Origin of the sequence: Chryseobacterium gregarium DSM 19109, assembly GCF_000430845.1 — a bacterium.
Taxonomy (GTDB): Bacteria; Bacteroidota; Bacteroidia; order Flavobacteriales; family Weeksellaceae; genus Chryseobacterium; species Chryseobacterium gregarium.
In genome coordinates this window covers 72774-93465 of record NZ_AUMU01000014.1, presented here as the reverse complement: position 1 = coordinate 93465, position 20692 = coordinate 72774, and the positions used below count along the sequence as shown (strand labels likewise).

Here is a 20692-nt window from a genome sequence, read left to right as displayed (position 1 = left end):
TATGATAATATCTATTAATGTAATGGATGAGGTTAAAGGTGAAAAATTATGGTTGGGATTATTCAAAAAGATTGACCATCAGAAGCTCGCTTTCACCTGCATGCTTCCGATATGGATGGTGCGTTCCCCGGAATTTCTGCCTTCGTAATTTAGATTCAGCTGCAGGAAAGAATTAATGGCCTGCTGGATAAAAACACTCCATACCTGGTTTTTTCCGGGTTTCAGTCCATCCAGCATCTGGTTTCCGACAATACTGAAATTATTGCCGTTGAAATTATTGTTGATGAATGAAAAATTCCCCCGGATAGAAGTTTTCCTCCGTTCCCACTGAATCGTTCCGGTTACGTCAAAAGCCTTCAGCAGCTCTTCACCATCCACGCGGTCTTTCTGGCGGAAGGCGGATGAAAGCTCAGCCTGGATGGCATCCGTGAATTTATAGGTGGCTTTTGGCTTCGTTTCAAAATTGTTTAAACGGTAATCTCTTGTTTCAAAAAGTTGGGACGAGTTCCGGATATCGTGTACCGAATTTTCCCAGTCGATCCTGAATTCTTTATTGAACCAATAGCCGACGTTTAAAAAGTGAGAAATCTGTTCGCGCTCTTCGTTACTGAAATTGGCGTTGATGAGGTTGTCATTCGAGATGAAACGGTAGTTCCCGTTCCAGCCGGATTTATCGGTCGGGCTGAACTGAACCGATGCCAGTATATTCTGATTTTTAAGGATCTGGTCATCACTTTTTGCAAAAGGATTCAGCACCAGTACCTTGTCTTTTTTATAAAAAGAGTTCTGGGAATTTAATGAGATATTAAAATTCCAGCGTTTCAGAAACTTATTTTCAGAATTGAATACAATGGAAGGATTCACGAATAATGCCAGCTGTATTTTGTTTTTATTGGAAGGAATGTAGCGTACGGAATTGGTATAAATTCTTATGTATTGTGCCAGATCCGAGTATTCCGCAATTTCAAATTCATCAAGCTGCTGAACGCCGTCACCGTTATAATCCGTCCATTTATAAATACCCTGTCCGTCGGTTACTTTGATATACTGGAACTCCCGCTGGGCTTCCTGTCCGTTTCCAAGCTCATAAAATGCCTGAAGGCGCATCCCGTTTCTGAACAGCTGCTGGTTATAGAGAATATTTCCTACTACAAAATCATTATTTCTGGACATATCAGCATCCTGATTCTGATAAAAGAATTTTCGATAATGCAGAAGCGCGTTTAATGTTGTCTTTTCAGTTTTGATAAGCTGGCTTTCTGCCATAAAGCCTAAAATATTGTTCATGCTCTGAAGCCTGTTGTCACGGACGGAGTCATTGTCACGCATATATACTTTTGCCAGCAGTTTGGTTCTTGTACTGTCGCCGACTTTCTTCTGTACAAAAACCTCTTTCCAGCTGAAACTGGTGACATCCATCAGTTGGGTGTCATTGTATTTCTTTTCATTGTGCTCCATGCTTCCGCCTACGGCCCAGCTTCCTTTTTTACCTGTGTATTCAGTGGAAACACCGCCTCTGATGAATTTGGTGTCCTGAAGAAGGGCATTGGTGTTCAGGTAGGAAAGACTCCCTTTTGTAAAAAGCTTGCCGCTGATCCATCCGAAATCAAGATCGTTTTTAATTCCTTTATAAGTATCCTGCTCATCAAGATAATTGATTCTGTAGTTTAAAGTGGATTTGTTGTTCCATTTGTTCAGAAAGCTGAAAATAAACCGGTTTTGAGTCCTGCCACTGAATTCCTGGGCTAAATTGAAATCTCTTGAGAATTCCACATCATTGATCCGGTCCAGGATATGAAACTGTCTGTCGATATACTGATATTCAAAATTCGGGGTTCCTTTCCAGTTATTTTTTGTAAATGTTTTATTTCCGAAAATCCTCCAGGCATAACCTATATTCTGATCCGAATCCTTTGATGAAAACAGGTTCACATCATAATTGCTCAAAGAAATGTCAGCCCCGATTTTTCCGTCTTTCAGCAGGTACTCGGAATTGAACGAGTAAACCTGGGATTTTTCCGGTGAAGGCAGTTTTCTTACGGCTCTGTAATCCCCCATATTCGGGCCTACGTACTCAAAAACACGTCCGTTGTTTGTGGTCTGGGTAATTTTATACTCTCCGAGGTTGGCTCCGAAATAGGTGTAAGAGACGGTGTATAATGTCTGGGTGGCATCCGTTGAGAATTCATAATAGTTTCCGCCCGGGCTCTGCACAAGTCTGTACAAAATTTTATTGACATCGTATTCTGCGATAACTGCGGAAGGCGCATACATTAGGTTAGGATTGTTTCCTGCTTCGGTAAGAATCTGCTGGTCTTCTTCAGACAGATTTAAAGCAAGCGGTGCATTTTTGTTATCGTTTTCCATGAACCAGTTTAACCCAAGTTTTAATTTTTCGCGCTTATGTTCCACCTTTCCGGTAAACAGGTACCTCGAATAATTCCTGTTAGTATAGTTATAGGAAATGGTAATGAAATTCTGCTGGAAAATAGGACGGAAGCTGGTAAACGTCACTTCACCCGTATTATAATTAATGATGTAATCCTGGTTTTCCCCGCGTTTCATTAATATACCGTCAATAAAGACCTGTTCGGAACCTGAGATCAGCGTAATAAACTGTTCGCCGTTTTTGCCGGTTAAACGGTAAGGTCCCTGGTTGCCTTCCACTCCCTGGAAACGGATTCTGTGGAATTCACTCCGTGCTACGCCCATGGAAACGTCTACAAAGGTCTTGTTCTCTTTCCCGAATTCTGTCTGGAACTCAAGCCCCATGCTCCGCCTCTGGTATTTGGCAAAATAATTTTTAGCTTCAACCAGATCGAGATGCCCGGCCCGCAGGATTGATTTATCCTTAATGTTGAGCTGCATATAGATCTTGTCAAACTCTTCCAGCGTCTGGGTGTAGCCGTCAGCCTGAATCGGAAGGTTGTGGTCTGAAATACTGGCCAGGATGGTAACGTCTTTTGAAAGCCTTCCAGAAATCTGCAGGTCCATGGAACTCTGAACCGACTGCCCCTGGTTATTTCCGAAAGTAATCCCGCGGATGATCGATCCTTTGGAATTCAGTTCGCCTAAAAATCTTTTTTTATCATTTCTGGCAAGAACGGCTTCGTCCACAATAATTTTATTGCTGTTTTTTACAAAGTCCAGGGTATCTTTTGCAAAAATATCCTGTTCAAATCGGGAGGCCAGAATGCTGTCCTGATGGATACTGTCCTGTTTAAGGCTGTCTTCGGGAATGTTCGGGTTTTTCCATGTAAATACCTGGGCATTACCTGAAAATATGCCTATAAAAAACAACACGAATATCAGGGTATAATTTCGCAAGCCTCTTAAAATAATCCGTAAAAATAACTAAAAAATGTTAACGGAAAGGGTTTTAGTACTATTAACAAAAAATTAATCTCTTTATTATCTTGTTTTGAAAAAATGATATAATTTTGTGGTACAAATTACAAATAATTAAAAACTTACATTATGAAGAAGATTTATTCTTTGCTGGCAGCTGTTGTTTTTTCAGCTCCGGCATTCGCACAGGGAAGCGAAAATTTCCAGGCCCAGACTGCTTTAACAAGTACTTATGCAAACGGTTCTTTTGCCGGACAGACTTCAGGGGTTACAGTAAATTATGTACATTCAAGAGATGAAGGTTTAGGAACCTCTGATAATTATTCAATCAATGGTAAAGGAATTTTGCTGAGAAGGTCTGATGAGCCGAGTTCTGTAGAATTTGTTATCCCGAACGGAGTCGGAACTTTTACTTTCAAGTATAGGAAAGCATTTACAGCAGGTACAAACACAAGGGTTTTAGCGGTTTTTGTAAATGGGGTACAGACAACGGTAACTCCTGCATTTGGTGCTGCGGGTGCTGATACTACGGTATATACTTCTAACACAACTGTAAATGTTTCAGGTGCTGTTACGATAAAAATCTCTTATCCTACAGGCACTGCCTCGGGCAATAGGCAAATAACAATTGATGATGTTTCCTGGACTGCTGCCGGAACTTTAGCGGTTTCTGACTTAGCTGCCAAAAAAGGAAATTTTGTGAAAAATACTTTTGTTACCACTGAACAGATTTCTTTCGGAGCTCCGGTTAAAGACGTAAAAGTTTACAACATGACAGGACAAGTGGTGAAAACAGCTTCTGTAAAAGAAAATGAATCGTTAAACGTTGCTGAATTACAAAAAGGAAACTATATTGTGACAGGGGTAATAAACAACCAACCCGTTTCTCAGAAAATTTTGAAAGACTAACCGTCGTTTCCATCAATATAATCTCCGCCTCTTTTGAAGCGGAGATTTTTATTTATGTGAAGCAGGTCTTCATCCATGGAACATTCTTTCATCATGGTATTGTTTTTGTAATTTTTAAGGTATTAAAAACAAATTATTATGAAAAAAATATTTACTTTAATAGGCATTGTTTCAATAGCTGTACTTACCAAAGCGCAGATTGTCATCAGTGAAATATATGGAGGCGGCGGAGATGCAGGGTCTACCTTAATAAATGATTACATCATTTTGAAGAATACAGGTTCTGAAACTGTTTCTTTACGCGGAGCTACGTTACAGTATGCCGATTCCAATGGAATTTTCACCCAATACCACACGCTGCCTGATATTGCCTTGTCTTCCGGACAAAGTTATCTTATTCAGGAAGGATCAGGCGGAGGAGGAATCAGTAATCTTCCGGCTCCCGATTTTATGGCAGGAAACATTCTGACTTTTGACGGTTCCCAAAACTCTTCTGCAGGGCTGGATCTTAATATGGCTTCAGGGAAGATCGTATTAGCAGACAATGCTTTACAGGTTACAAATGCGGATGATCCTAATGTCATAGACCTGGTCAACTATGGAACATCCGTTCAGTTTGCAGGAACAAACGCTGCACTGTCTCCTACAGCGGCAACCGCATTTAAAAGAGTGTTTGAAAATACCGCTGATAATGTTGCTGATTTTATTATAGCCCCTGTAAACCCGGTTAATTCCACAGCCGGAGCCCAGGCAATTGCTGATGTTGATTTCAATTACTCAAAATTTAATTTCATCGTCAATCCTTTTGTTAAAGATAATAACGACATCGTTTTTGGCGGCGAAGTTCAGAACGTAAAGATATATGATGAATTCGGGCAGGTGGTTATGCAGTCGCCAACGAAAACGTCATACGGACTTAACCTCAACGAATTACCGAAAGGAAAATACACCGTTACCGGAATGATTAACAATTCTCCTGTCTCACAGAGGATTGTCAGAGAGTAATTGCGGTTTGATTTAATACCAGCCTCTTCTCGCTGCATTGATAATAGAACTCAGATTGAGTATCAGTGTATATCTGATTCGTTTTGCGTAATCCCTAAAACCGGGCTCAAATCCCAGTGAAGACTGTACCGGGAAATAGATCTCAAGGAAATCGGGAATTACCCTTACCTTGACGCCGCTGTCCCAAATGAATTTAGTCGGCCGGTTACTGTTCTGGTACACCCCCGCATCTGCATAGATGTGAAAAATCTTCCAAACGCTTGTATCCAGATTGACAGAAGTAATCCATTTATTGACGGTCCCGGGAATAAGAGATTTAAAGCCTCCGTCCGCCAGGACATACTGCTGTGATAAAATACCGCCTGTAGCACTCTGACCCAGAAGGTTATAAGAAAAGGAATAATCTGAAACCCTTGAAATTCCGTAATTAAAAGTATTGTTTCTTGTATTATTTCTAATGAAATAGCCTGCAAAGAGCCTTACGCTTAATTTTTGTTTCGGGGCAAATTCCCAACGGTAAAAGCCTTCAGCGGTTACTTTGTTGAAATCTTCCATTAACTGAGTGCTTACACTTAAGCTTTTTTCGTGAATGCTCTGGTTATCCGAATATCCATATCCGATGCTCCACAGGTTATACCGGTCATAATCGTTTTTGAGAATCATTTCGGCATTAAGGTCCCGTTCAAAATAATTATAAGAAATACCGATACCACGGCTTACCGTGCTCCTGGGATTTTTCCTGAAATTGATATTTGAATAGACTGAAGCTTTCCGGTAGGCCAGATCATAATCATAATGGAAATAAGATCCTGAAACTCCAAAAGTTAAACTTCTGATCATGCTTTCCGCAGGCAGAAAAGAGTAGGCTACTGATCCTGACCCCACCAGTTTACCGGTTCCGGTACTGTAAGTAGGGGTAACGGAATACAGGAATTTCTGATCAAAAAGTGATTGGTTTTTAAAGTTGAACCCGATCAGGAATTTATCATACGTATTGTTAAACCGTATTCTCGGGTTTATATAAATCTCATTGAATTCGGGATTCGGGATGTCTTTGATCAGTTTTAATTTAATCTTCCTCATGTTCGAAAACAAACCTTTGGCATACAGGAAATTATCCCTGTAATTCGCTTCCGGAAAAATGTAATCGTCATTTAAAGTAATCTTATAGACATCCAGCGCAGGAATGGAAACCGTTTTTGTTTTATCGTCACTGCCGGTATCTATCCAGTATTCTTTTTTCTCGCCGTTTCTGGTCTCCGTCTGTAACTTTACAGGAATCTCGGTTAAGGTATTTTTATTGATTTTGATATTCAGGGAATCGCCGTCTTTTTTAAATCTTTTAAGCTTAAAATTCACTCTGTTTTTATGCTGTATAAAATCTTCCAGATAGGCATTCCTTTTGTCTTTGTCAGCCAGCTCTTTTAAAAAATCTCTGGGATCTGTCGGTTTATCCGTATTTTTTAAAATAAAATTACGGATCAGATTATCAAAATTTTCATATCCCATGTGGTCCGCCGAGTAACTGAATAAAGTTCCGGTCTCGAAATTACTGATTGCCATGTCATTGAAATTACTCAGGACGGCATATTTCTCATCAATTTTCTGATCTAAATTCTGCGACATGATGTATTGATAGGCCAAACCGTAGCGTTCGGTAAGTTTTACATTCGAGGCGTGAAAAAGTTTTATCGGTTTAACTCCGAAAAGTTTGGTTTCCGGCAGAGTTCCCAACAGTTTGGTATTCGGATAGAATTTTTTCATGTACTGGATCTCAAGATAGGATTTCAAACCGTTTTTAAACCAGTGGTTATTCTGTTTATCCGTAATGATGTTTTCATCGAGGATCTTTTTGGTAATAATTCCGAAATAATCGAGGTCGGTCTTTTCTGCATCTGAAAAGAGCTTAAACCTGAACTTCCAGAAAGAAATGTCATTATTGCCGAAAAAATCTTCTTTGGACCTGAATTTTTCAGAAATAAAAAGTCTTTCCGGGATAAGGCCGGTTTTATCTTTAATGAATCTTAATTGTAAAGGCAGATAAAATTCCAGGTTCTGCTTCTCTTCCGGCTTTAAATTGTATCCGAATTTCACTTCGGTATTTACACCGTCGATATTCATCCGGATGGAAGGATATTCATTTTGTGAAATCACAAATTCCGGATCTGAATCGAGGTACCCTTTAAAGGAATTCATCTGGACCTGCTGCAGATTGCTTTCAATAAAATAATTAACGGGAAGATCAAAATTTACCGTCCAGAACGTATTGAAATTTACGGATTCCTCGATATCTACATATTTTCTCGGGGAAATATTGTCCGGATCAAAATGATCCGGAACAATAAAGAAATATTTTAAGGCGACATGATTGTCAGAAGTTCCGTATCCGGTGAATTTCCGGTCAGGAAGCTGAATCAGGTAATGCAGCTGAAATTTTACTTTCTCTCCGGGCGGTAACGCTTCTTTTAACGGAAGCAGGAGAGTTTCATCAGAAATCAGGTTCACGGGTATTTCCTGATCAGCATTCTTTACCTGTAAACTGATCAATTTTCCGAGCTCTTCCTGTCCTGCAAAATGGAGATCTGTATTCCGGTCTTCCAGTTTTCTGTAGACCAGCGAAGTTCCCCGTCTGTTATAGGCAGAAATCCAGTTTAAAAGTTTTACTGTACGCAAATCCTTTCCTGAATGGTTGTGATATACCAGCTCTTCACTGACCTCCAGCGTTTTCTTATCTGGAGACAGTCTGGCTTCAATATAAATGCTGTCTTTCTGTGCAGAAACTTCCGCAACCCCTAAAAACAAAATAAGACAAATGCTAATCTTTTTCAATATTCCTGATAAAGTATCAAATATAACTTATTTTTCAGAAATTAATCCGGCATTTATTTCTGGATTGCTTTTTTTCATAAAGAATTAATATAGGCGTTCCAGCCCTCATTTTTGTAGGTAATGGCAGCCTCAGCCGGGTTTTCGGATTTGTAAATTCCTCTTCCTACGATAATAAAGTCTGTGTGAAGCATGGTGAAAACATATTCCGGGGTATTGTATTGCTGCCCCTTTCCATCGCCTGAATCTGCCAGGTTGATTCCCGGAGTAAACAGCAGCATTTCTTCAGGAAGCGGGTTTTGGGAAACGCCTCCGATCACATTAGGATGTGATGAAGCTACTTTTAATGCTTCTTCCCGATAGCTTGAAGTGGTTAAAGCTCCTTTTGAAGACATTCCGATAATGGCCACCACTCCTACGTTTCTGAAGCAGTCTAATGATTCAAACCCTCCGATAACCTGGGAAGTCACGAAGTCTGCCCAGTCTGTGATTTTGAAAACACCGCTTGTAAACTGAAGTTCCTGGGTGTTCCCGATGTCTGCAAACTTACGGTCTTCCATCAGGAGGAAATTATGCTTTGCTGCCAACGCCTTTAACGGGATGATCGTTTTTTTGTATTCGAAATCAGAAATAATATCGATATGGGTTTTCAGTGCAATAATATGAGGTCCCACTTTTTCAGCCAATTCCAGCAATTCCGCAGTAGTCGTTACATCTGCAGAAGCAATCAGGTTGGATTGTTTAGCTAAAGCAGTTTCCAGCAGTCTTTTAGAAACGGAATGCTGTGCGGTGGTAAGCTTTTGTTCATAGGAAAATCTTGCTTTTTCTTCAAAATTAATATGGTTTCCCTGTAAGAAATCCTGAATCCTCGTTACTTCATCATCCGACAGTTCGCCAGTTTCTTTAAGAATTCCGCAGACCTCCGTAATGTTGAAAAGTGTATGAATCTTATAGCCTTTGCTCTCAAGAAGCTGCTTTCCGCCCTGTTCCCTGTCTAAAACAACCACGATATCAGCGACTTTAAGGTCTTCCTGCTCCACTTCGGCAATGGTTTCAATCAAAGATTTCCCTGATGTGATCACATCTTCCACCAATAAACAGTTCTGTCCTTTCTGGTAGATGCCCTCGATCAGTTTCTTGGTACCGTAGTTTTTAGCTTCTTTTCTTTTAATAATTAACGGAATGTAGCTTTCAAGAGACATAGCCGTGGCCATCGGAAGGGCAGCATAGGGAACCCCGCAGATCAGATCAAAATTATCAAGCGGAAGCATTTCCAACAGGTAATTCGCGAGATTTTTCAGGATTTTAGGATCTGATGCCAAAGGCCTTAAGTCTACATAAAACGGACTTTCAATACCGCTTTTTAGGGTAAATCTCCCGAATTTGATAATGCCCAGCTTGTAGCATTCAAGGAAGAATTCTTTTTTACTTTCCATTAATTTATTATTAGATGTTGCAAATTTAAGGATTTGATATGAAGACTGAAAGGCTCAGACATCAATTGTAGGTTTTTACTTGGCAGCCAACAGTAATTAAAGAGGTTATTCAATTAAAAAGGGGAGCAATCATCTGTCTCCTATTCACAAAAAACCATCCCGAAGGATGGTTTCACTATTTTACGATTTCAGCGTCGATTACTTTCGCACCGGCTGTACTGTACTTTTTCTCGGTTTCCCACATGAGGAACTTATCCACTTCTTTAACCAGCTTCGGAATCACTAAATACAAGATAGCCAGATCATCCATAATTCCTAAAACCGGTAAGGCGAAATCCGGAAGGATATCAATCGGAGAGATCACATACAGCATTCCTAACAAAGGCAGGATGATATCAATGGATTTCATAGGGTACTGTCCTTTTCTCCACATCTTTACCATTCTGAATATGTCAGGGATCTTTTTGACAAACCCCCTGTGGCTGATTGCTTCTTTCGCCAGATTCAGTTTTGAATACTTCATTTTTGGTGTTTGATTAAATAATTTCATTTGAGCTGTATATTTCTCAAATTCTATACCAACTCATCACAATTTTAGTTAAAAATTATTTAATGATATTATCAATAAACTGATGTACGGATTCTGTGTTCCAGTCTCTTGAAGCATCTTCTTTAATAATGATCCTTCCGTTTTTATCCAGAAGATAAGTAGTAGGAAAAACTTTGGGCAGGATTTTTTCGGAGATCGGACTCTGTGCAATGTAAACAGGAACAGTATAATTATTATCCTTAAGGAATTTTCTCACTTCTTCTTCCTGGTCATTCATCGCGATCAGGACAAAATCAACATGATCTTTTCTGGTATCGTATAATTTCTGGATAGACGGCCATTCTTTTCTGCAGGGAGGGCACCATGTTCCCCAGAAATTCAGGAAAACCGCTTTGTTTTTAAAGTATTTAAGATTGGTGCTGGGGGTATTGATTCCCTGAAGCTCAACATCATAATCCTCATCACCTACATGAACGGCATTTTCAATGGTGGCAATCGGGAAGAAAGCATCCTGTAATTTTTCTTTCACACCCGGAACAAAAGCAATCACTCCGATAATGGCCATCAGCACAAGGTAAATTATGTTTTTCTTCATTTTATTTTTTAATTAAGAATTACAGCAATTCTAAAATTTCCTGAACAGCGTCTTTTCCTCTGTTTTTAGCATAATACATCTGAAGGTCGTTGTAAAAAAATTCTTTCGGGTAATTTTCAGGATCTGCCTTGTGTTTCATCAGGAGTTCCCTTCCATATTTCGGACGCGGTCCCCATGAATTTTTCACATTAAAATCCTGATCCAGAATAATTACTTTCGGGATTGATTCTGTGCCGTTGGTTAAAAATTGACTGATTAAGCTCTTATCGCCGTCCCTGAGAAAGATTCTGACCTCGTTTTTACCTTCAAAGAATTTAACCAAAGCCGGAACCGTGGCGCTTGCATCGCCGCACCACACTTCGGAAACAATCAGGATCTTTCCATCAAAACCTTTGGTTTCAAGTTCTTTTAACTGATCTTCATCCGGAATATATTTTTTAAGGGTCCTTTCAATTCTCTGAAGGCCTAATTCGTAATATATTTTATAGTCGGTTTCCTGTTGCGTTGCAGGATGTGCCAGTCTCTGTTTTCCGGTTTCCACATACTCTTCGAAAGAGATGCTGTTCTCCCAGTAATTTTTCATTACTAAAATATTATTTAAAAATTATTGATATTTCTTGTCTTATTGATCAGGAATAAATCGGCCAATACAAAAGCCGCTAAACTTTCCACTACTGGAACAGCCCTTGGAAGCACACAGGCATCGTGGCGCCCTTTTCCTTCTACAATAACCGGGTTTCCCTGTTTATCAACGCTTTCCTGAGGTCTCAGAATAGTCGCCACAGGTTTAAACGCTACCCGGAAATAGATATCCATTCCGTTTGAAATTCCGCCCTGGATCCCTCCTGAAAGATTGGACTTTGTGGTGAAATCTTCATTAAAAAGATCATTGTGATCTTTGCCGGTCATTTTTGCCCCGCAGAATCCGCTTCCGTATTCAAATCCTTTGGCCGCATTGATATTCAGCATGGCTTTGCCTAATTCTGCCTGGAGTTTTGAGAAAACAGGTTCGCCGATTCCTACGGGAACATTTCTGATCACGCAGGTAATTGTTCCACCGATGGTATTGCCTTCTTTTTTAATCTCTTTGATTCTGGCAATCATTTTCTCAGCGGTTTCCGCATCCGGACACCGCACTTCATTGCTTTCAGTTTTTGAAAAATCAAGGTCCTGGTAAGGTTTTTCACAGAATATTTCTCCTACGGAAGACACGTAGGCATTGATTTGTATATCTGATAACAGCTGTTTGGCCAAAGCGCCTGCCACTACCCAGTTGATAGTTTCCCTTGCAGAGGATTTCCCACCGCCGCGATAATCCCTTAACCCGAATTTCCGGTCATAGGTAAAATCTGCATGGCTAGGGCGATATGATTCTGCGATATGGTCATAATCTTTGGATTTCTGATTTTCATTTTCTATCATAAAGCCAATAGGCGTGCCTGTTGTTTTTCCTTCAAAGATCCCTGAAAGAAATTTTACGGTATCACTTTCCTTTCTTTGTGTTACAATAGCGGATTGCCCAGGTTTCCTGCGGTCCAGTTCGTTTTGAACGGCTTCAAAATCAACTGTTAAACCAGCCGGAAAATTGTTAATAATTCCGCCATAGGCCAGTCCATGGCTCTCTCCGAATGTTGTAAGGCTTAATAAATTGCCCAGAGTATTTAACATGAGGTAAATTTACGGCTTTTTCTTCAGATGTAAAGGCTGCTCCATTTGTTCTGTTGATATGTATTGTTGATAGAGTGTATCATAAGTTATATGAGGTTTGACTCTTCTATATTTATATAGTAACCAAAAAGAAAAATTCCGGTTTCCCGGATCAGAATATGGCAACCATTTCATATGAGAACTGATTCAAATTCTTAAAATATTTTCTGTAATGCCTTTAATAAAAAGAAGTTATGAGCTTCCCTTTAATGTGTCATTATCTTTACCAGGAATAGATTATGTTTTTAAATTGCATACTTGAAGCTCAAAAAAAGGTTGCTTAAAAAATAAGCAACCTTTCTATAGTAGTGTAAAATTATATTGTTTATCTCGGCTGTACCCTGCCGTCTTTTCTGTCACCGGCTCTACCGATGGTATATCCTGTAGCACCACCGACCACACCGCCGATTACGGCTCCCAGACCTCTGTTTTTCTTAGCAATGATCGCTCCTGCCGCAGCTCCACCTACAGTACCGATAATAGTACCTTTTGCTGCTTTACTCATCCCTTTTTTCTGAGTAGTACCCTGGGAAGAACTGTTTCCGTTATTGGCATAAGTCCCGTTATTGCTGCTGGAACTTGGTCTGTCTCTATATACCGTACGGGTTTCTCTGATTACCTGCGGTTTTGCATTGGCAGCTGCCGTTCTTGCTTTCTGAACTTCTGTGATGCTGTCTGCTTTTTTCTGAGCTTCATAGGCCATTTTCTCTTTTTCAATAGCTAATTTCTGCTTCTCAATTTCGAGTTGTCTCATCTGGAATTCAACTTTTTGCTGTTCAAGAGATTTCTCGGCAATCTGATCGTCTTTTTTACAGGCAGTCAGTAAAAAAACCGACAGTAGACCTGTTACCACTATACTTTTCATAATTCAAATTTTAATTTAATAAGATGCTAAAAGCATAACTTTGATACCATATTCTTTCAATTATGGAGCCAAAATACAGTTAAGTAATGTTAAATATTCAAAAGCCAGGATAAAACTGTTATTAGGCCATTTCCAATGATATTTAATTGCTCCAATAATACTCTAATTAATAGCCTGCCTAAATCGAATTGGAGAATTAACTTTTACTTAATTCTTTATTTTTGTCAAATCGGTGTGAATTAATTAACTTCGATAAACCAAATTATATTATATGAAAAATTCAATTTTTAAGTTCCTGCTTACCGCAGGGCTCATGAGCATTCTTATCGGGTGCTCTTCCGATGAAGATTTAATAAATACTGATGTTCAGGATCAGACCGCTGCAAAAGAAGCATCGAAAACAAAAATGTATATCATTCGTTACGGTCTTCTTTCACAGGACGTGACAAAGATGCTTTCCGGAAGTTATGATATCGGCAGCTTCGTGGCGACCAATACAGTTACCGGAGAATCTTTTGAAACCTATGCAGGGAGCGGATTTCAGTCACTTCCTCAATATAGCGAGGGAATTCCGGCGGGTACTTATACATTTACCGCCATGCAGGGCCAGGGAGGCTGGGTAGGATATGGCTCTGTAACCGGAGTTGTTTCTGATGCTCAGGTGGGGCAGGACGGCTACGTTACCGTTTATGTTCCTATTGCCTGGGAAGAATAATTTCAACTTTACGTTATTTTCGTTTACTGATAGTGGAGATTGATGTATGCTGATTATTTTTAACTTTTTATATATTATATTAAAGACAATACCGGTTCTTGATTATGTATGCTTTTTACGAATGCCTTTTAAAACTCTTTTATATAGAAGAATTATTTAACCTTATATGATTATACTCATATAATAATGTACTTTAAGTCTCTAATTTTGAGGAATTAAACGCCAAAAAATTTTATATGAAAAAAGTAATGCTATTAATGCTCGGATTAAGCCTTGTTGCATTAAGCTGTAAAAAGCAGGAAACGCAAAATGAAAATAACACGACGGGTGACTCTGCTTCCACGTCGGGCACTATGTCAGGAGACATGTCCGGAACCGGAACCGAAATGGATACGACAGCCAGTGTCCGCGACAGTGCAATGAATCAAGGAACCGGTACAGGAACCGGAACAACCAATCAGACAGTACCTTCAGGTTCTAACGGATCCAACAGCGGAAGTACACCGAATTCTTCAGGTACTGGAACAACAGGTACCGGAAATAACTCAGGTACCGGGACTACTGGTACGGGTAATAGTACTTCAAGTACAGGAAGTAATACAACGAGATAAGACAAGAACACTTTTTTAAACCCTATACCCTTTTTTAAAACTCCTCAGAAATGAGGAGTTTTGCTTTATAAAATAAATTATATACAGAGATTAGACTTAATTCTGCTTCATTATCACCTTATCCTTATTGCTTAAAGAATTATAAAAACAAACCAAAACGAGTCGTTTATAATAATCTGCCGCATATGATCTAACTCATAAATCAGATAAGATTTTAGGTGTATTTTTAAGAAATAATTAAATTAATTGATTGTACAAATTTTTTTTCATCATTTGTGTTTTTTTAAGGCCTCCTTGTAAAAGGAGGCCTTATTTTTTCAATACCAATCTAAAGAGAAAAATGGTACTGTCATTACTGGATAAGTTCAGGTTCTAAATTCATTTGCCAGGCAATGCCATTAACTTATATTTTCAGAACAAATAATAAAATCAGAGAATAGACGTTTATTCTAATGCAAAGACATTTATATTTCAATGATAATTCTGTCTTAAATTGCGAAATTTCTATAAAAAAACATCCTGTTTTATACTATATATTATTAAAAAACGAATTAGATTTGCACGAATTAATATTAAATGATAACTTATGAAGAAAATTTCTACTTTTCTAGTACTTCTTCTGTGTTTGTTAAACTTAGGCGCTATTCCCAACGCTTACGGACAGGCACCCGCTACGTTACCGTATTCACAGAACTTTACCGCAGCGAATGATTTTACGCTTGTTAACGGAACACTGACGAACAAGTGGTTTTATGGTTCTGCTACCGGGAATACAGGCAGTTCTATTTATATCTCGAATAATAACGGGGTAAACAATGCTTATAATGAAAGTTCAGAAAGCATTGTTCATGCATACAGGGATTTTACCATTCCCGGGGGATCTACAATTGCAAACTTTTCATTTGACTGGAAAGGGGATGGAGAGTCTAGCTGGGATTTTCTGAGGGTCTGGCTCGTTCCGGCTACCTATACACCGACTGCCGGTAATAACATCACTTCCGGAACAGACAGAGTCCAGATTGGACAGTTTAATCAGGAAACCTCATGGCAGACCTATACTACTGTTGCATTAGACATCAGTGCTTATGCCGGAGACACCATGAGACTTGTGTTTGAATGGACCAACGATACAAGCGCTGGAAATCAGCCTCCTATTGCAGTAGATAATATTAATATCAGTATTCCAACATGTATTACACCATCTGCTCTGGCGGTGCCTGCAGTAGGAATCAATACGGCTACTTTAACGTGGACCCCTCCGACTCCTGCTCCAGGAGCTGGTTATGAATATTATTTAAGTACAACCAATACAGCACCTACGGCTTCAACTCCGGGAACAGCTAATACCGGAACTACAGCGAATCCCGGAGGTTTGACTACTTCCACCACTTATTATTGGTGGGTGCGTTCCGTATGCAGCAGTACTGATAACAGTGTATGGATAGCCGGTCCAAGCTTTTCTACTACTCAGGTGCCGACTACTATTCCTTACATACAGGATTTTACGACAGGAAACGATCTTCAGCTTGCTAACGGTGATATGACCAACAAATGGTCCTATGGCTCTGCAGCGGGAAATCCTGCAAATTCACTTTATATTTCTGATGACAACGGGGTATCGAATGCTTATGATACCAGCCCGTCAGTCTCAAACATTGTTCATGCATACAGGGATATTATTGTTCCCGGAGGGACTACCGACGCAACGTTGTCATTTGACTGGAAAGGAGAAGGTGAGTCCAGTTGGGACTTTTTGAGAGTCTGGATGGTACCTGTCAGCTATGTGCCTACTGCAGGAACCCAAATTACTGCCGGAGGCGGAATAATCCAGATTGGCGATAATTTCAACCAGCAGGCAACATGGCAAAATTATTTCAATACAGGATTAGACTTAAGCAGTTTTGCCGGACAGACCATGCGTCTTGTATTTGAATGGACAAATGATACATCGGGCGGGACGCAGCCTCCTGCCGCTATTGACAATATTAATTTAAGTATTCCAACCTGTAAGGTTCCTTTGAATGTACAGGTAACGACTGTAGGATCAAACAATGCTACCATCAGCTGGACAGCTCCGGCGCCTGCTCCGGTAGGAGGGTATCAGATTTATCTGTCAACTACAAATACTGCGCCTACATCGGCAAGTTTACCGACTTCAACTTCTGTAGGAACTACGGCTACATTGTCTCCCCTGACACCCAATACTACATATTATTTCTGGGTACGCTCTGTGTGTGCGGGATCAGACAGAAGCTTCTGGATCGCAGGCCCAACTTTTACAACGACTCAGATTCCGGCTACCATTCCTTATATTCAGCAGTTCAATACAGGAAGTGACTTAGGGTATACTAACGGCACTCAGGTGAACAAGTGGACCTATGGAAATGCTACCGGAAATACTGGAAATTCCCTTTATATTTCCAATACAAACGGAACTACGAATGCCTACGATACCGGATCATCAACTATCGTTCATGCTTACAGGGATATTCTTGTTCCGGCAACGACAACCAACGCTACTTTCTCTTTTGACTGGAAAGGGGAAGGAGAGTCCAACTGGGATTTCTTAAGAGTATGGTTGGTGCCCTCCACATTTATGCCTGCTCCTGGTGCTCAGATTAACGCAGGAACAGGAAGGATCCAGATAGGTAATAATTATAACCAGGAGGCTGAATGGCAGACTTTTCTTAATCCTGCTTTAGATATCAGCAGCTTTGCCGGACAGACCATGCGTCTTATATTTGAATGGACAAATGACTCAGGCGGCGGGACACAGCCTCCTGCAGCAATTGACAATATTAATGTACGGATCTGCAGCAATGCCACTCCTGTTGTAACAGTGGGTACACCTACTTATAATTCGGTAGTATTAACGTGGAACCAGGATATTGGCGGTGCCATTTATACGATCCGCTACAGGCCTGTTGGTTCTACCGCCTGGCAGACTGTCAGTGTAGGTGCAGCGCCACCACCTGCAACCACCAATACGACAACATTGACGGGGCTTCTGTCGGCAACCCAATATGAAGTTGAAGTGGCTGCTATTTGTAATGGAAATACAGGCATTTATTCTCACAGTACTTTTTTGACGAAATGTGACCCGACTCCTCCGAATGTGACCATCGGCAATATTACTACAACATCAGCACTGGTTACCTGGGCACCGTTGGCAGCAAGTTCGCATTATTTCTTAAGATACAGAATCGTAGGAAGTGGTAACGCCGGGTGGAGCGCAAACATTCCTTTGCCTCTGGCTCCTGCCAATACATATCTGTTAAGCGGTCTGGATGTCTATACTACTTATGAAGTTCAGATAGCCAATATGTGTAATAATGAAACTACATTAAATACCTGGTCAAACCCTAAAGTATTCACTACGGAAAGAACATGTGATATTGCTCCTCCGGGATTGACGATTACAAGCCTTACAACAACTACAGCCACGGTAACATGGGAACCGTTCCCGGGGGCTACTTATCTCTTAAGATACAGAAAAATAGGCATCCCAAGTTGGACACAGGTTACCTCTAATACAAATACGGTTACCTTAACAGGCCTTATAGAGTTGACTCAGTATGAAATGCAGGTGGCGAATATCTGCAGCGGAACACCGGGAACCTATACCCAGCCTTATCTGTTTACCACGCCTACCATTACATATTGTCAGATGGCGTCAACGGTTTCAGCTGCTGAGTATATTTCAAAAGTGACGGTAACTCCAAATGGAAAGCCTGAAAAACAGAATCCGTCTTTAGGATCAAATTATACGGACTATACCGGTGATGCCAGTAAATTCATCGAGTTGATTCAAGGTTCTGCGAACAATAAGATCACTATAGAGAAGAAATTATCAGGGAGTACAAATGCTGGAGTTGCCGTATGGATTGATTTCAACAGAAACGGATATTTTGATATTGATGAAAGAATACTGGTTTCAGGACCGAATAATGCTGAGACGGTAAGCGGAACATTCTCTGTACCTTCTGATGCATTTATCAGCATGTCTGATTTCAAATATGTGGTGATGAGGATAGCAATGCAGAAAGACGGAATTCCTGTAAACTGTACAAGCTTCCCGAATGGTGAGGTGGAAGATTATACAATAAGGATTTCCAAGCAAACAATTGAGAACCCGGTTAACCAGACTGAGATATTGATTTATCCAAATCCGGTAAAGACGGTACTGAATGTGAAGAATGTCAGTAAAAGAGCCAATTATAAGATCTATAATGCTACAGGGCAGCTCATATCATCAGGCATCATCTTAAATAACAAGGTAGATGTACACACGCTGATTAGCGGCATGTACGTCATCGACATTGAAGATGTTCAGGGTACGGCCCAGAAAAAATTTATTAAGGAATAATAATTAATTGATAATTAACTGTAAAATAAGCCTTCAAAAATGGAGGCTTATTTTTTTTAACATAATTTAAAATATCATTGGAGACAGTATTTTATCATGTTTAACTATAAAATATTGAAAGATAGTTCCTAAGTGTTATTTCACTAATTATACTATTTATTCATTGTATTAAATATTTTTTAAGATCTTATAAAATTTGTTAACTAATTAAATATATAGCTTCAACCCACTGCTATAAAACGACATATTTTATACATTTGCAGTCACACTCATGTTTAATTTGAGTTTTCATGGTTATTAGTTTTTAATCCCTGTAGCAATACGGGGATTTTTTTATTGGTTTCAATGATCAATTTTTTTACAATTCATTATTGCTTTACAATATTGAAGACATGTTGAGATGCCCTAATAGTTTACGCCTCGCTAAGAGGTATTGTCATAAGGTTTATGTAATAATACTTCCCCGTCTTTATGACTGAAATATGATGTTCCTGATCTGCTGAAAAATAATGAATATACCATTCATGGCATAATACTTGAATAACTGATAACAACTATTTATAATGACTTTTACGTATTCCTGGGGATATTGGGAATATCTTAAAAAAGCAAAACACCATCACTTACATATTAATTTTTTCATTTAATCCTCTGCTTTGGCCGGGGATTTTTCGTGCAGTGTATAAAATTGTATATTTACACAAAAAATTAGCTGTGTCATATATAGTTAAAGCAACATCTGATGGGTTGATCTATCTAAAGGCATCTCATGTGATTCATGTAAACAAACCCAACTCAATTGAAGGTGCCAAGGTCCTTGGTAAGCCTTTAATTATTAATGTAAACCAGATTGGTTTCCTGAGCTTTAATATGGAAGGGAATGTTACCTTTTTTATGGCAAGCGGATTTGAAATATCCCTGAAAATTTTTTATGAAGAAGCTGAAGAGGCTTTCCAATGTGCCAAGGCCCGGATTGAGAAGGTAATAAGGTAATGTGATACAGCCATCAGATTCAATAATTATCGCTTGAGCCGTTTTTATAAAATTAATCTGTTGGAATATAGTAAAGTTAACATAAAATAATAATCCCTCAGCGGGTAATAGCTGAGGGATTTTTTATGAGGTACCTAGCGGATTCGAACCGCTGTAGATGGTGTTGCAGACCACTGCCTAGCCGCTCGGCCAAAGTACCATGTCTTTACCATTTTCAGGTGTGCAAATATAGCAAAATATATTATTCAATAAAAATTTTCAGACATTTTCTTTCATGCCGATGTTTTCTATTTCGCTTTTGGCCTGTCTTTCAGCCTCATAATTTTTAATATTGATAACACGGGTATCGCTCCAGTTGTCATGCCAGCCATTATTTCCTAAGAAAGAAAGCTGGTCAAACGGAACAGCGCGTGAAATAGTGCGTACGGCAATTTGTTTTGAAGTGGGTTTATTACCGTCTATGCTGATTACTTCTGTTGCGGTGATGAATTTTGCAAAGGTTTTCCCTGTAAAATATTCCATACCAAAAAAGTAAAAGAATGATAACAACACATATATTCCGATAAATACAAAGCTTACTGCTGTATCATCCGTATTCAGTTCTCTACCATAGAAGACAGCGTATGCAAATGCTATGATAAAAACAATAACATAAAAAATGATCTGTATAAAGATTCTGTCAAGAAAGAAATTGGCCAGCCTTTTTCCTGATGACGCTTTATGCTGGTCAACTAATCGTAAATATTTTCTCATGGTTGTTGATTGA

The 20692-nt window shown here is 39.5% G+C and carries 15 protein-coding genes and 1 tRNA gene; 6 read left to right on the top strand and 10 right to left on the bottom strand.

What is annotated here, in order from left to right; translation table 11 throughout:
- Window positions 1–78: 78 nt before the first annotated feature.
- Window positions 79–3303 carry a hypothetical protein gene (locus H561_RS0115840; RefSeq protein ID WP_228372292.1) on the bottom strand — a complete coding sequence of 1075 codons (3225 nt, stop codon included), beginning with the start codon at window positions 3301–3303 and terminating at the stop codon, window positions 79–81.
- A 174-nt stretch (window positions 3304–3477) separates the two neighbouring features.
- Between H561_RS0115840 and H561_RS23395 the strand changes: the two genes are divergently transcribed.
- On the top strand, window positions 3478–4257 hold the full coding sequence (locus tag H561_RS23395) for a T9SS type A sorting domain-containing protein (RefSeq protein WP_051349409.1): 780 nt from the start codon (window positions 3478–3480) through the stop codon (window positions 4255–4257).
- Window positions 4258–4395: 138 nt separating this feature from the next.
- Window positions 4396–5262 (top strand): lamin tail domain-containing protein, encoded by an 867-nt coding sequence (locus H561_RS0115825; protein ID WP_027387905.1) that lies wholly within the window; start codon window positions 4396–4398, stop codon window positions 5260–5262.
- A 12-nt stretch (window positions 5263–5274) separates the two neighbouring features.
- Here H561_RS0115825 and H561_RS0115820 read toward each other — a convergent pair whose 3' ends face one another.
- The 7 genes from H561_RS0115820 to H561_RS0115790 form a co-directional block, all read right to left on the bottom strand.
- The gene (locus H561_RS0115820; RefSeq protein ID WP_027387904.1) at window positions 5275–8091 is read right to left on the bottom strand and encodes a gluzincin family metallopeptidase; all 2817 of its coding nucleotides are present in this window, start codon (window positions 8089–8091) and stop codon (window positions 5275–5277) included.
- Between the two features lie 74 nt (window positions 8092–8165).
- The gene (gene pyrF / locus H561_RS0115815; protein WP_027387903.1) at window positions 8166–9524 is read right to left on the bottom strand and encodes an orotidine-5'-phosphate decarboxylase; all 1359 of its coding nucleotides are present in this window, start codon (window positions 9522–9524) and stop codon (window positions 8166–8168) included.
- A gap of 175 nt (window positions 9525–9699) precedes the next feature.
- Window positions 9700–10047: a YkvA family protein gene (locus tag H561_RS0115810; protein WP_051349412.1), complete on the bottom strand. Its 348-nt coding sequence runs from the start codon at window positions 10045–10047 to the stop codon at window positions 9700–9702.
- Between the two features lie 82 nt (window positions 10048–10129).
- A complete protein-coding gene (locus tag H561_RS0115805) occupies window positions 10130–10669 on the bottom strand; it encodes a TlpA family protein disulfide reductase (protein ID WP_027387901.1) in 540 nt (179 codons plus the stop codon).
- 19 nt (window positions 10670–10688) lie between these two features.
- Window positions 10689–11252, bottom strand: a complete 564-nt coding sequence (locus H561_RS0115800) for a thioredoxin family protein (RefSeq protein WP_027387900.1) — start codon at window positions 11250–11252, stop codon at window positions 10689–10691.
- Window positions 11253–11266: 14 nt separating this feature from the next.
- Window positions 11267–12337: a chorismate synthase gene (gene aroC / locus H561_RS0115795; RefSeq protein WP_027387899.1), complete on the bottom strand. Its 1071-nt coding sequence runs from the start codon at window positions 12335–12337 to the stop codon at window positions 11267–11269.
- Between the two features lie 364 nt (window positions 12338–12701).
- Window positions 12702–13241 carry a YMGG-like glycine zipper-containing protein gene (locus H561_RS0115790; RefSeq protein ID WP_027387898.1) on the bottom strand — a complete coding sequence of 180 codons (540 nt, stop codon included), beginning with the start codon at window positions 13239–13241 and terminating at the stop codon, window positions 12702–12704.
- 271 nt (window positions 13242–13512) lie between these two features.
- Between H561_RS0115790 and H561_RS0115785 the strand changes: the two genes are divergently transcribed.
- The 4 genes from H561_RS0115785 (at window position 13513) to H561_RS0115770 (ending at window position 19926) form a co-directional block, all read left to right on the top strand.
- Window positions 13513–13956: a hypothetical protein gene (locus H561_RS0115785; RefSeq protein ID WP_027387897.1), complete on the top strand. Its 444-nt coding sequence runs from the start codon at window positions 13513–13515 to the stop codon at window positions 13954–13956.
- Between the two features lie 236 nt (window positions 13957–14192).
- Window positions 14193–14567, top strand: coding sequence for a hypothetical protein (locus H561_RS22625; protein WP_155845814.1), 375 nt, complete (start codon window positions 14193–14195; stop codon window positions 14565–14567).
- A gap of 586 nt (window positions 14568–15153) precedes the next feature.
- Window positions 15154–18933: a fibronectin type III domain-containing protein gene (locus H561_RS23390; RefSeq protein WP_027387895.1), complete on the top strand. Its 3780-nt coding sequence runs from the start codon at window positions 15154–15156 to the stop codon at window positions 18931–18933.
- Window positions 18934–19647: 714 nt separating this feature from the next.
- Window positions 19648–19926, top strand: coding sequence for a hypothetical protein (locus tag H561_RS0115770; protein WP_155845813.1), 279 nt, complete (start codon window positions 19648–19650; stop codon window positions 19924–19926).
- Window positions 19927–20054: 128 nt separating this feature from the next.
- On the opposite strand, the gene H561_RS0115765 is transcribed toward H561_RS0115770, so the two are convergent.
- Together H561_RS0115765 and H561_RS22615 are read right to left on the bottom strand one after the other, a co-directional pair.
- A tRNA-Cys gene (locus H561_RS0115765) sits at window positions 20055–20125 on the bottom strand.
- Between the two features lie 59 nt (window positions 20126–20184).
- Window positions 20185–20679 (bottom strand): RDD family protein, encoded by a 495-nt coding sequence (locus tag H561_RS22615; protein ID WP_051349407.1) that lies wholly within the window; start codon window positions 20677–20679, stop codon window positions 20185–20187.
- Window positions 20680–20692: the final 13 nt, after the last annotated feature.

Excerpts from the sequence above, each read along its gene's own strand:
- H561_RS23395 (WP_051349409.1), top strand. The coding sequence starts at position 3,478 with ATGAAGAAGATTTATTCTTTGCTGGCAGCTGTTGTTTTTTCAGCTCCG.
- H561_RS0115825 (WP_027387905.1), top strand. The coding sequence starts at position 4,396 with ATGAAAAAAATATTTACTTTAATAGGCATTGTTTCAATAGCTGTACTT.
- pyrF (WP_027387903.1), bottom strand. The coding sequence starts at position 9,524 with ATGGAAAGTAAAAAAGAATTCTTCCTTGAATGCTACAAGCTGGGCATT.
- H561_RS0115810 (WP_051349412.1), bottom strand. The coding sequence starts at position 10,047 with ATGAAGTATTCAAAACTGAATCTGGCGAAAGAAGCAATCAGCCACAGG.
- H561_RS0115805 (WP_027387901.1), bottom strand. The coding sequence starts at position 10,669 with ATGAAGAAAAACATAATTTACCTTGTGCTGATGGCCATTATCGGAGTG.
- H561_RS0115800 (WP_027387900.1), bottom strand. The coding sequence starts at position 11,252 with ATGAAAAATTACTGGGAGAACAGCATCTCTTTCGAAGAGTATGTGGAA.
- aroC (WP_027387899.1), bottom strand. The coding sequence starts at position 12,337 with ATGTTAAATACTCTGGGCAATTTATTAAGCCTTACAACATTCGGAGAG.
- H561_RS0115790 (WP_027387898.1), bottom strand. The coding sequence starts at position 13,241 with ATGAAAAGTATAGTGGTAACAGGTCTACTGTCGGTTTTTTTACTGACT.
- H561_RS0115785 (WP_027387897.1), top strand. The coding sequence starts at position 13,513 with ATGAAAAATTCAATTTTTAAGTTCCTGCTTACCGCAGGGCTCATGAGC.
- H561_RS22625 (WP_155845814.1), top strand. The coding sequence starts at position 14,193 with ATGAAAAAAGTAATGCTATTAATGCTCGGATTAAGCCTTGTTGCATTA.
- H561_RS23390 (WP_027387895.1), top strand. The coding sequence starts at position 15,154 with ATGAAGAAAATTTCTACTTTTCTAGTACTTCTTCTGTGTTTGTTAAAC.
- H561_RS22615 (WP_051349407.1), bottom strand. The coding sequence starts at position 20,679 with ATGAGAAAATATTTACGATTAGTTGACCAGCATAAAGCGTCATCAGGA.